This is a genomic window from Streptomyces sp. NPDC005574, from assembly GCF_040605435.1.
Classification (GTDB): domain Bacteria; phylum Actinomycetota; class Actinomycetes; order Streptomycetales; family Streptomycetaceae; genus Streptomyces.
Window position 1 is genome coordinate 1 of the sequence record NZ_JBEXCW010000153.1, and the last position, 11,204, is coordinate 11,204.

The 11,204-nt window shown below is 75.6% G+C and carries 10 protein-coding genes; 9 read left to right on the forward strand and 1 reads right to left on the reverse strand.

Going from position 1 to position 11,204, the window contains the following annotated elements:
• Positions 1-95 precede the first annotated feature (95 nt).
• Entirely contained in the window at positions 96-338 is a 243-nt protein-coding gene (locus ABZT03_RS40935) for a chaplin (RefSeq protein WP_356048860.1), read from the reverse strand.
• 273 nt (positions 339-611) lie between these two features.
• Between ABZT03_RS40935 and ABZT03_RS40940 the strand changes: the two genes are divergently transcribed.
• The 9 genes from ABZT03_RS40940 to ABZT03_RS40980 all read left to right on the forward strand — a co-directional run bounded on the left by ABZT03_RS40940 (position 612) and on the right by ABZT03_RS40980 (position 11,150).
• Positions 612-1,763: a DUF3344 domain-containing protein gene (locus tag ABZT03_RS40940; RefSeq protein ID WP_356048861.1), complete on the forward strand. Its 1,152-nt coding sequence runs from the start codon at positions 612-614 to the stop codon at positions 1,761-1,763.
• Positions 1,764-1,779: 16 nt separating this feature from the next.
• Complete coding sequence (locus ABZT03_RS40945; protein WP_356048863.1) at positions 1,780-2,979, forward strand: glycosyltransferase; 1,200 nt, start codon at positions 1,780-1,782, stop codon at positions 2,977-2,979.
• Complete coding sequence (locus ABZT03_RS40950; RefSeq protein WP_356048864.1) at positions 2,976-4,394, forward strand: exopolysaccharide biosynthesis polyprenyl glycosylphosphotransferase; 1,419 nt, start codon at positions 2,976-2,978, stop codon at positions 4,392-4,394. The genes ABZT03_RS40945 and ABZT03_RS40950 overlap by 4 nt, the downstream gene beginning before the upstream one ends.
• A 4-nt stretch (positions 4,395-4,398) precedes the next feature.
• The gene (locus tag ABZT03_RS40955) at positions 4,399-5,712 is read left to right on the forward strand and encodes an O-antigen ligase family protein (protein WP_356048865.1); all 1,314 of its coding nucleotides are present in this window, start codon (positions 4,399-4,401) and stop codon (positions 5,710-5,712) included.
• Positions 5,703-7,499, forward strand: a complete 1,797-nt coding sequence (locus ABZT03_RS40960) for a lipid II flippase MurJ (protein ID WP_356048867.1) — start codon at positions 5,703-5,705, stop codon at positions 7,497-7,499. Before ABZT03_RS40955 ends, ABZT03_RS40960 begins: the two co-directional genes overlap by 10 nt.
• Before the next feature lie 67 nt (positions 7,500-7,566).
• Positions 7,567-8,256: a polysaccharide deacetylase family protein gene (locus tag ABZT03_RS40965; RefSeq protein WP_356048874.1), complete on the forward strand. Its 690-nt coding sequence runs from the start codon at positions 7,567-7,569 to the stop codon at positions 8,254-8,256.
• 1 nt (position 8,257) lies between these two features.
• On the forward strand, positions 8,258-9,409 hold the full coding sequence (locus ABZT03_RS40970; RefSeq protein ID WP_356048869.1) for a glycosyltransferase: 1,152 nt from the start codon (positions 8,258-8,260) through the stop codon (positions 9,407-9,409).
• Positions 9,406-10,056 (forward strand): lipopolysaccharide biosynthesis protein, encoded by a 651-nt coding sequence (locus ABZT03_RS40975; protein ID WP_356048871.1) that lies wholly within the window; start codon positions 9,406-9,408, stop codon positions 10,054-10,056. The genes ABZT03_RS40970 and ABZT03_RS40975 overlap by 4 nt, the downstream gene beginning before the upstream one ends.
• A complete protein-coding gene (locus ABZT03_RS40980) occupies positions 10,053-11,150 on the forward strand; it encodes a GNAT family N-acetyltransferase (protein ID WP_356048873.1) in 1,098 nt (365 codons plus the stop codon). The genes ABZT03_RS40975 and ABZT03_RS40980 overlap by 4 nt, the downstream gene beginning before the upstream one ends.
• The last annotated feature ends 54 nt before the right edge of the window (positions 11,151-11,204 follow it).

Below are 11,204 nucleotides of genomic sequence, written 5' to 3' on the forward strand. Positions count from 1 at the left end.
CACCTCTCCGGCAACAAGAAGACCCAGAAGCTGGCGTACCGCCACTCCGGTTACCACGGGTGGGCGGCCGGGGGGAAGAGCGTGCGGCGCCGACGTCAGCCGTTCACGCACTGGTTGCCGAAGGCGGGGTTCAGCAGGCCGATCACGTCGACGGTGTTGCCGCAGACGTTGACCGGGATGTGGACCGGGACCTGGACGACGTTGCCCGACAGCACGCCGGGGGAGTTGGCGGCAGCGCCGTGCGCGTCGCTGTCGGCGGCGGCGATGCCGGCGGCACCCGCAACGGCGGCTGCGGCCGCAACGGAGGACAGGACCAGGCCCTTCGCGATACGCGACATGGAGAGGTGCTCCTTGGGGGTTGACACAAAATCACCCGGGCGGGGATGCCCGGCGCTGTGTCAACGCGTGGCGCCCACGCGGGTTGTGCCGCCAATGGGGTGATCCGGCCGAGGACGGGCTTCACCATTCCGACACACTTGTCCGGTTTCCCCGAATTACGACGAATCGGGATTAGTGTGGCGCACCTCGCTACGCACCTTCCCGCCCGCGCACCGACGGGTGATCCGCGACTTCCCGGTGCGCGAACCATTCCCGAAAGGGCACCGCCGGTCATGCCTCTTCTCCCGGGTCCGTCGCTGCGCCGTGCCATGGTGGGCATCCTCGCCCTCGGCATGCTGGGCGCACCGCTCTGCGCCGCCGCGGCCGCCGGACCGACCCCGTCCGCCTCCGCACCCCCGGCGCCGCAGGCCCAGCGGCTCGCGTTCGCCGAGCGGTACCGCGTCTCGCAGCGCGGCGGGTTCGTCCGCGCCGCCAACGCCTCCATCAGCTGCCGCACCAGCGGCCCGCGGGCCGCGCCCTCGTGTCCGGCGGTCCGCGCGGGTTCGACCGCGGCCAACGGCGACTTCGACATGTTCTACGTGGACGTCGACCGCGACCCGAACACCTACAACTCCTCCCGTGCCGCGGTCCGGCTGCCCGCGGGTTCCCGGGTGACGTACGCGCGGCTGTACTGGGGCGGCAACCTCCGGGTGGGTGAGCAGAAGCCGCCCAGGGACAACGGGCGGGTACTGATCGCCGAGCCCGGCGGCGCCTACAAGGCCGTGCTCGCCGACACGGTCGTCGGCCACCGGGCGGCCGGGGGCGCGGACGCCTTCCAGGCGTCGGCGGACGTCACGAAGCTGGTGCGGGACAGCGGTTCGGGCCTGTACACGGTGGCGCAGGTCAACGTGGCGATGGGCAGGTCGGCGGCGGGCGCGTGGGGCGGCTGGACGCTGGTGGTGGCCTACCGCGACCCCCGCCTGCCGCTGCGCCATCTCGCCCTGTGGGACGGCTTCGACACGCTGGAGTCCCCGGCCGGCCGGGAGATCCGGCTGCGCGGTCTGCCCGTTCCGGAGCGGGCCACCGGCCAGGCCGGCCTGGTCGCCTACAACGGCGACCGCGGCCGCACGGGGGATTCGCTCACGCTGTCGACCGGGCGCGGTCCGGGCACCGCGCTCACCGACGCCGCCAACCCCCGGGACGACGTCCTGAACTCGACGATCAGCGGCCCGGGGGCGGCGCCCGTGGAGCGTGCGCCCGCGTACGCGAACACGCTCGGCTACGACTCCGACGTGTTCGATCTCGGAAATGCCCTGCGGCGCGGTGGTGACCAGCTGGCCTTCCGGCTCGTTTCCCACCGGGACGCGGCATGGGCCGGTGCGCTCTTCGTCGCCGTCGACGCGCAGCACCAGGCGCGTTCCCGCCTGTCCCGAGCACGCCCGTGAGCGAGGAAACCGCGCAATGCACCAGTCAGCAACCGACCCTCGGCCGCGGGTCCTGCACGTCATCCAGCCCGTGGACGGCGGGGCCGCCCGGGTCGTGACGGACCTGGTGCGCGCCCAGGTCGCCGCCGGCCTGCGCGTCTCGGTCGCCTGTCCGGACAGCCCGCTCACCACCGCGCTGCGCGCGCTCGGCGCCGACGCACGGCAGTGGGAGGCGGCGCGGTCGCCGGGCCCGGCTCTCGCGCGGGAGGTGCGGAGGCTCGCACGGGTGATCGAGGCCGTTCGACCCGACGTGGTGCACGCGCACAGCGCGAAGGCCGGACTGGCCGGGCGGATCGCCGTACGGGGGCGGATCCCGACCGTGTTCCAGCCGCACGCCTGGTCGTTCGAGGCGGTCGGCGGGATCACCGAGGCCCTCGCGCTGCGCTGGGAACGCTACGGCGCCCGCTGGGCCGCGCGCGTGGTGTGCGTGAGCGAGGCCGAACGCGCCACCGGGCTGCGGGCCGGGATCGGCGGGCGGTGGAGCGTGATCCCCAACGGGATCGACCCCGGGCGCTTCCACCCGGCCGCCGTGGACACCGTACGGGCCGGGATCGGACAGCTCGCCGGGATCGACGCCGGGACGCCCCTGGTGGTGTGCGTGGGGCGGCTGTGCCGGCAGAAGGGGCAGGACGTCCTGCTGCGCGCGTGGGAGGCGGTCCTCGGGCGCGTCCCGCACGCGCGTCTGGTGCTCGTCGGGGACGGCCCGGACCGGGCGCGCCTGCGCTCGCGCGCCCCGCAGTCGGTGCTGTTCGCGGGGGCCGTCACCGACACCGCCGCCTGGTACCAGGCCGCCGACCTGGTGGTGCTGCCGTCGCGCTGGGAGGGCATGGCGCTCGCCCCGCTGGAGGCGATGTCCTGCGGGCGGCCCGTGGTGGTGTCGGACGTGGACGGCGCCCGGGAGAGCCTGCCGGCCGCGCTCACCGCGCGCTGCCTCGTGCCCCCGGACGATCCGGCCGCGCTGGCCGGGGCCGTCGCGGACCTGCTGCTCGACCCGCTGCTGCGCGAGTCGCTCGGCCACCAGGGGCGCCGTCACGTCCTGGCCACGCACGACGTGCGGCAGGCGGCCGCCGCCACGGCGGGTGTGTACCGCGAACTGCTCGGCGGGGGCGGTCCGGAGGCGAACCGAGGAACAGGGCGTGTCGAGCCCACCGAGTACAGGGAGTCCATCCACTCGTGACTGCGGAAAGCACCGTCCCCTCGCCCGGTGGGCGCGACCTCGGATTCTCACCCGTCTCGGTCATGCCGGCACGTGGCACGGCGGCCGGCTTCCGGTTTCCCGCCCACCGCCCGCGTGACCTCCCCGTCTCGCCCTTCCCGCTGCTTCTCGCGGACTTCGCCGGCGCCCTGCTGGGCGCGCTGGCGTGCGCCGGGGCCCAGCCGCGTCCCGTCCTGGTGGCGTCGCTGGTGGCCGCCTCGATGCTGCTGCGTCCACGACCGCCCCGGTCGGTGCCCGGCGTGCTCGACGAACTGCCCGCCGTCATCGGCCGGATCGCGCTGCTGTGGGTCTCCGCCGCGGCCGCGGTGGCCGCCTACGCACCCGGCCGGGCACTGCCCGCCTCCGGTCTGTTCCTGGGATTCGCGGTGCACGCGATCGCGGGCTGCGCGGCCCGCGCCACCGCGCACTGGCGGCGGCGCACGGCGCTGCTCGCCCACCCGCGCACCGCTCTCGTCCTCGGTCCGGCGGCCAGTGCCCAGCGGGTGGCGGCGGCCGTGCTGCGCCATCCCCGCTGCGGGGTCCGGCCGGTCGGCGTCGTGGCCGAGCAGCCGGACGGCAGCGAGGGGCTGCCCGTGCTGACGACCGGCGAGGAGGTCGAGCGGGCCCTCATCCAGAACGGCGTACGGGACGTCCTGACGGTGCATCCGTCCGTACGGTCGGGGCAGGGGCCGCTGCTGCGGGCGCTCGCCGAGTCGGGGTGCGCGGTCTGGGAGCTCGACACGGACTCACCGTCGTACGAGATGCGCGACCAGATCGCCGGATTCGGCTGCCGTCGGCTGGAGATGGGCTCGCGGCGGCGCGGCAGCGCGGGCAAGCGGGCGCTGGACGTGGCGGTGTCCGGGGCGCTGCTGCTGCTGGCCAGCCCGCTGCTGCTGGTGTGCGCGGTGGTGCTGCGGCTGACCGGCGGCCGGGGCGTGGTGTTCCGGCAGGAGCGCATCGGCCGGGACGGCAAGCCGTTCACGCTGCTGAAGTTCCGCACCCACCGCCCGGTCGACGAGCACGAGGCGGCGACCCGCTGGAGCGTGGCCGACGAGCACCGCATGCCGTGGTTCTGCCGCTTCCTGCGCCGCACCTCGCTGGACGAGCTGCTCCAGCTGTGGAACGTCTTCTGGGGCGACATGAGCCTGGTCGGGCCGCGACCCGAACGCCCTTACTTCGTCGCCAAGTTCAGCCAGACCTACCCCGGTTACGCCGCCCGCCACCGGATGCAGACCGGGATCACCGGCCTCGCCCAGATCCACGGCCTGCGCGGCGACACCTCGATCGAGGACCGGGCCCGGTTCGACAACGCGTACATCGACAACTGGTCGCTGTGGCAGGACGTGTGCATCCTGTTGCGCACCGCGGCCGCGCTCGTGCGCCCGACGGGGAGCTGAGCGGATGAGCCTCGCCCTGAACCTGCCCCGCGTGCGGGCCCTCTCCCCGGTCCTGCCCGTGGTGGCCGTCGTGGCCCTGCTGGCGCTGCCGGTGGCGCCGGACGGCGAGGGCGGTGCCGGCCCCGCCGACGCGCTGTCCGCGCTGGTGGTCCTGTACTGCGTGGTCCGGGTCCTGCGGGACCGGCGGCGCCCGCTGTCCCGTACGGCGGCCGTCGTGCTGGGCCTGCCCGTGGCCGGACTCGCCCTGGCCGCGGCCGGGGCCTCCTCGGCGACGGCCGGGCTGACCGGCATGGGCCGCTATCTCCAGGTGTTCGTGCTGGTCCCGGCGGCGGTGGTCCTGCTGGTCCGCGGCCGATCCGACTTCCGGCTGCTGGCCTGGGCGTTCGTGGGGCTCGCGCTCTGCCAGGGCGCGATCGGCGTCGACCAGTTCCTGACCGGGACCGGCGCCTCCTACCAGGGCGAGGACATCCGGGCCGTCGGCACCTTCGGGCCGACGGACGTGATGGGCATGGCGACCGTCGTGTCCTTCGGCCTGGTGTGCGCGCTGGGGCTGGCGCTGGGCCGCGCCCCGGTACGCCGGCGGGCCGTCGCCGCCGGCTGCGCGCTCGCGCTGCTGCTGCCGCTGGCGCTGTCCTTCAGCCGCGGGGCGTGGATCGCGACGGCGGTGACCTGCCTGGCACAGCTGCTGCTGGCCGGGGTGCGGCGGGCGCTGACGGTGGGTGCGGTCCTCATCGCGGTGAGCGTGGTCCTGGTCGGCGGGTTCGGGGTGGGTTCGGCGATGCTCCAGGAGCGGATCGACAGCATCACGCGGGTCACCGACGCGCCCGACCAGTCCGTCACCGACCGGTACACCATGTGGGCGGCGGCCGTCGACATGTGGCGCGAGCGGCCGCTGACCGGGGTGGGGCTGAAGGGCTTCCCCGAGCAGCGGGACGCGCACGCGTCGCTGGCGCTGTCCTCGGGCAGCGACACGGAGGGCGCGGGCGCGGCCTTCCGCAAGCAGCCCCTGCTGTCCCCGCACAACATGTACCTCCTCGTCCTCGCCGAGCAGGGCCTGATCGGTCTGCTGGCCCTCGCGGGCGGCTGGCTGGCGCTCCTGGTGTGCGCCCTGCGCGGCCTGGTGCGGGCCCGCCGGTCCGGGCCCGGCCTGGACTGCGCGCTCGTCGCCTGCGGACTCCTGGTCTGGCAGCTGACCGACTTCTTCTACGCCGACATCGGCGGCCCGTCGACCGTGCTGACCGCCGTGTGCTTCGGCGTGGTCGCCTGGTGGGCGCTGGTCGGCGGCCGCTTCGAGGAGGCGTCCGCCCGATGCCGGTGACGCCCTCCCCGACCCCGCGGGCCGACCCGGAGGGCACGGACGGGGCGGCGGACGCGCAGGGCGCCACCGGCACCCGGGTGCCGCCCGGCGCGCGGGACACCGCGGGCCCGCCCCCGCACCCGCCCGCCGCACCCCCCGCGCCCGGCCCCCCGGCTCTTCCCGCCGCACGCACCCGATCCGAGAAGGCCGGTCCCGGCACCGGTGAGGGTGCCGGTGAACTCCCCGCCGTATCACGGAGGTTCCTCGCCAAGGCGACCGCCGTCACCGCCGCCCTGTCCGTCGCCGGCTCCGTCCTCGGACTGCTCCGCGACCAGTTCCTGGCCCGGCTGTTCGGCGCCGGCAGCGACACCGACGCGTTCCTGGTGTCCTGGACCGTGCCGGAGTTCGCGGCCACCCTGCTCATCGAGGACGGGCTGGCCTTCGCGCTGATCCCGGCGTTCAGCCTGGCTCTGGCCCGGCGCGCGCGGGGCGCCTCCGGTGACCCGGTCCGCGCGCTGGTCGCCGCCACCCTGCCCCGCCTCGCGCTGGCCTTCGTCGCCGTGTCCGCGCTGATCGTGGCCGGCGCCCCCTGGGTCGTCGAGGCCCTCGCGCCGGGCCTGCCGGACCCCGCCCTCGCCGTGACCTGCACCCGGCTCACCGCGACCTGCGTGCTGAGCTTCGGGCTCGCCGGGTACTGCAGCGCGGCCCTGCGGGCGCACGGCCGGTTCCTGCTCCCCGCCGGGATCTACGTGGCGTACAACACCGGCGTCATCACCACGATGTTCCTCCTCGGCGACAGCTGGGGCGTGCGTTCGGCGGCCGCCGGGGTCGCGGTGGGCGGGGCACTCATGGTGGCGCTCCAGGTGCCGGCGCTGGGGCGGCGGCTGCGGCGGCGGCCGGTGACGCAGGACGGGCCGGCCGAGCGGTCCGGCCGGCCCGTGACGCTGACGCTGGTCGCCACGGTCCTGCTGTTCGCGTTGTGCCGGCAGTCGCAGGTCCTCGTCGAACGCTTCCTCGCCTCCACCCTGCCCGCCGGGGCCATCTCGCATCTGAACTACGCGCAGAAGGTGGCCCAGATCCCGATGACGCTCTCGCTGATGCTGTGCACGGTCACCTTCCCGGTGGTCGCGCGGGCGCTGGCCGAGGGGGACACCGAGCGGGCTCGCAGCCGGGTGGAGCGGGACCTCGCGCTGGCGGCCTGCACGGTGCTGCTCGGCGCGGCCACGGTGATCGCCTGCGCCCCGCAGATCATCGGACTCCTCTTCCAGGGCGGCGAGTTCACCGCCCTGGACACGGCGGCGACCGCCGCCGTCATGCGGGTGTACGCCCTCGGGCTGCTCGGCCAGACCCTGGTCGGCGCGCTGGTCCGCTCGTACTTCTCGGCGGGCCGCCCCAGTTGGTACCCGGTGGGCGCGATGGCCGTGGGCATCGTGGTGACCGCCTGGCTCGGCGCGTGGGCGGTGGGCGTCTGGGGCGTGTGCGGGATCGCCGCCGCGAACGCCGCCGGCATCACCGTGACGGCCGCGCTGCTGCTGGCCGGCATGGGCGAGCGCAGTGTCCCGATCCGCACCCGGCGGGTGCTGGGCGAGCTGAGCAGGCCGCTGCGGGCGGCGGTGGTCGCGACGTTCGCGGGCTGGTTCGTGGCGGGCCGGGTGCGGACGCCGGTGCCCGGTCTGCTGGCCGGCTCGGCGACCGTCGCCCTGGTCTTCGTCCTGCTCGGCCTGGCCCTGGGCGCCCAGGGCTTCGCACCCGCCCTCCGTTCCGTACGGACCGTCACAGGAAAGCTCACTCATGGCCGCTTCCGCTGATCCCCGCGCCCCCGACGACATCCGCTCCCCCGCCCCGCCCCGCCCCGGACCGGTGCCCTGGGTGGCGATGTACCACTCGGTGGGCGACCGCTCGGACGACCCGTACCGCGTCACCGTCACGCCCGACCGGCTCGACCGGCAGCTCGGCTGGCTGGCCCGGCGCGGTCTGCGCGGGGTGTCCGTGGCGGACCTGCTGGCCGCCCGGGCCGCCGGCGGGGGCCGGGACCTCGTCGGGCTCACCTTCGACGACGGCTACGCGGACTTCCTCACCCACGCCCTGCCGGCGCTGCGCCGCCGGGGGTTCGGTGCCACCCTCTTCGTGCTGCCCGGCCGGCTCGGCGGCGACAACGGCTGGGACCCGCTGGGCCCGCGTCGGCCACTGCTGACCGCCGACGGGATCCGGAGCGCGGCCGCCGAGGGGGTGGAGATCGGCTCGCACGGGCTGACGCACGTCGACCTGACGACGGCGGACGACCTCACCCTGAAGCGGGAGACGGCCGAGAGCAGGGCCGTGCTCACCGAGCTGACCGGCACCGCGACCGCCGGCTTCTGCTATCCGTACGGGACCGTGCACCAGCGGGCCGTCGACGCCGTCCGGGAGGCCGGCTACGACTACGCCTGCGCCATCGACCCGGGCCCGCTGACCGGCCCGCACGCCCTGCCCCGCGTGCACGTCGGACAGCACGACACCGCCGTACGACTGTGGCTGAAGTACCGCCTGCACCGGCTGCGGCGGCGCCCCGTGGCGGGGCGGTGACATGCGGGCCCTCCATGTCATCACCGGTCTCGGCGTCGGCGGCGCCGAGCAGCAACTGCGCCTGCTGCTGCGGCATCTGCCCGTCGAGTGCGAGGTCGTGACGCTCACCAACCCGGGCTCGGTCGCCGACGGACTCGCCGCGGACGGGGTGCGGGTGGTGCACCTCGGCATGTCCGGCAACCGCGACCTGGCCGCGCTGCCCCGCCTGGTCCGGGTCATCCGCCAGGGCCGCTACGACCTCGTGCACACCCACCTCTACCGCGCCTGCGTCTACGGCCGGCTCGCCGCCCGCCTCGCCGGTGTCCGCGCGGTCGTCGCCACCGAACACTCCCTCGGCGACTCGCAGTTGGAGGGGCGCGGGCTGACGGCGGGCGTGCGCGCCCTGTACCTGGCCAGCGAGCGGCTCGGGCGGGCCACGGTCGCCGTCTCCCCCACGGTCGCCGGCCGCCTCCGGCGCTGGGGGGTGCCCGGCCCGCGCATCGAGGTCGTCCCCAACGGCATCGACCTGGACCGCTTCCGCTTCGACCCGGCCGTGCGGGCGTGCACCCGCCGCCGGCTCGGCCTGCCCGAGGACGCGTACGTCGTCGGCGGTATCGGGCGGCTCGCCGCGGGCAAGCGGTTCGACGTCCTGATCGGGGCGCTGACCCGGCTGCCCAAGGACTACTGGCTGCTGCTGGTCGGCGGCGGCCCGCAGGAGCACGCCCTGCGGCGCGCCGCGCACGAGGCGGGCGTCGCGGACCGGGTCCTGTTCACCGGCGAACGCCCCTGCCTGCCCGACGGCTCCGCCGGCCCCGACCTCCCCTCGCTGACCTCCGCGATGGATGTGCTGGCCTCGCCGTCCCCCGAGGAGGCGTTCGGGCTGGCGGTGGTGGAAGGACTCGCGGCCGGCCTGCCCGTGCGGTACGCCTCCTGCCCGGCGATCGAGGACCTGCCGCCGCACACCGCGCCCGCCGCCCACCGCGTCCGGGGCGGCCCGGAGGCGTTCGCCCGGGCCCTGGCCGGCGCCCGGGCCGACGGGCCCCGCCCGCGCACCGCACCGGAAGCCGCCCGTCACTACAGCATCGTCCGCAGCGCCGCCCAGCTCATGGGCGTGTACGCCGCCGCGGCCCCGCACTCGTTGTCCCCGACACCCCAGGGAGCCAGTTCCTCATGACCGAGAACACCGCCGGACCGCGCCGCCCGGCCCTCACCCGCACCCGGGCCCTGCCGTCCTGGTCGCTGCTCGCGGCCGGCCTCGTCGCCGGCTCACTGCTCGGCGGCACCTACGGCCTGGTCAGGACGCCGACGTACACGGCAACGAGCTACGTCGTCGCCGTACCCACCGACAAGTCGGAACCGGCGTCCGCGCTCGGTTTCGCGCAGGCCTACGGCCGGGTCGCCACCCAGCTCGCGGTGCTGGGCGACGCGCAGGTCTGGGCCGGGGTGCCGGTGAAGACGCTGAAGTCGAGCGTGCGGACGGCGACCTCGCCGGACGCGCCGATGGTGGCGATCACGGCGACCTCCTCCCGCCCGGACCTCGCCGCCGACATGGCCAACGCCGTCTCGCGCGCGCTGACCCGGCACGCGAACGACACCAAGGCGGAGACCAGCGTCGAGCTCCAGCAGTTCGCGCGCGCCGTCACGCCGACCGAGCCGTCCTCGGTCTCACCGGCCGTGACGGGCATGGTGGGGGCGAGCGCGGGCGGTCTGCTCGGCGGTCTGCTGCTGCTGGTCCGGCCGCGGCGGACCAGCGAGGAACCCGCCTGGCCGGCCTCCGTGCCGAGCCCGGCCACCGCCGCCGACGTGCACGGGCAGCTGTGAGGTACTCCGCGGAACTCGTCACCGACGAGGCCGGTTTCGCCGGGCTGGCCGGGGACTGGGAGCGCCTGTACGAGCGGTGCGCCGCCGCGACCCCGTTCCAGAGCCACGCCTGGCTGCACTCCTGGTGGCTGTCGTACGGCAGGACCGGCCGGCTGCGGCTGGTGCTGGTGCGCGACGGCGCCGAACTGGTCGCCGCGGCCCCGCTGATGCGGGTGGGGCGGCCGGTGCCGGCGCTCGTGCCGCTGGGCGGGGCGATCTCCGACTACGGGGACGTCCTGCTGGACGACGAGCGCGGCGATGAGGCGGTGGCCGCGCTCACCGAGGGGCTGGCCGGCGCCGCCCGCACCGCGCTGATCGACTTCCGCGAGGTGCGTCCCGGCGGCGCCGCCGAGCAGATCTACGACCGCTGGCACGGGCCGCGCCGCCGGGTGAGCGACTCGGTGTGCCTGGAGCTGCCCGCGCTGCCGATGGACGAGCTGGTGGCCCGGCTGCCGTCGGCGAAGGCCCAGCGGGTGCGCGCCAAGCTGCGCAAGTTGACCGCCCTCGGGGTGGAGCGCCAAATCGTAAGGCCGGACGAGGTGGACGCAGCGCTGCACCGGCTGCTGGAGCTGCACCGGCTCCAGTGGCAGGGGCGGAAGGTGACGTCCGAGCATCTGCGGCCCCGGTTCTGCGACCACCTGGTGCGCTCGGTGGGGCCGATGGTGCGCTCGGGCAACGCCGTGGTCACGGAGTTCCGGCTGGACGACGACGTGGTGGCCGTGGACCTGACGCTGCTGTCGCGGCGGCTGGCGGGCGGTTACCTCTACGGCGCCCACCCGCGGCTGCGGGAGCGCAAGGCGGACGTGGCGGTGATGCTCCTCGACGCGTGCGCCGAGCACACCCGCGGCGGGGCGCCCGGCACGCTGAGCCTGCTGCGCGGCAACGAGCCCTACAAGCACCACTGGCGGCCCGAACCGGTCGTCAACCAGCGGTTGTTGCTGGCCAGGCGGCGTACCGCCCCGCTGCTGGCGGCGGCGCTGTGCGACGTCGCCGCCCGGCGGCGGGGCAAGGAACTGCTGCGCAGGTGGAGGGAGCGCGGTGGCGGCGGGTCGTGAACGAGGCGGAAGCCCTCCAGGAGCTCCTTGAGATCGCAAGGACATACAATCCCG

Bases quoted from the DNA above. Each gene is read 5' to 3' on its own strand.
- ABZT03_RS40940 (WP_356048861.1), top strand. From the start codon at position 612: ATGCCTCTTCTCCCGGGTCCGTCGCTGCGCCGTGCCATGGTGGGCATC.
- ABZT03_RS40945 (WP_356048863.1), top strand. From the start codon at position 1,780: ATGCACCAGTCAGCAACCGACCCTCGGCCGCGGGTCCTGCACGTCATC.
- ABZT03_RS40975 (WP_356048871.1), top strand. From the start codon at position 9,406: ATGACCGAGAACACCGCCGGACCGCGCCGCCCGGCCCTCACCCGCACC.
- ABZT03_RS40970 (WP_356048869.1), top strand. From the start codon at position 8,258: ATGCGGGCCCTCCATGTCATCACCGGTCTCGGCGTCGGCGGCGCCGAG.
- ABZT03_RS40960 (WP_356048867.1), top strand. From the start codon at position 5,703: ATGCCGGTGACGCCCTCCCCGACCCCGCGGGCCGACCCGGAGGGCACG.
- ABZT03_RS40965 (WP_356048874.1), top strand. From the start codon at position 7,567: ATGTACCACTCGGTGGGCGACCGCTCGGACGACCCGTACCGCGTCACC.
- ABZT03_RS40955 (WP_356048865.1), top strand. From the start codon at position 4,399: ATGAGCCTCGCCCTGAACCTGCCCCGCGTGCGGGCCCTCTCCCCGGTC.
- ABZT03_RS40935 (WP_356048860.1), bottom strand. From the start codon at position 338: ATGTCGCGTATCGCGAAGGGCCTGGTCCTGTCCTCCGTTGCGGCCGCA.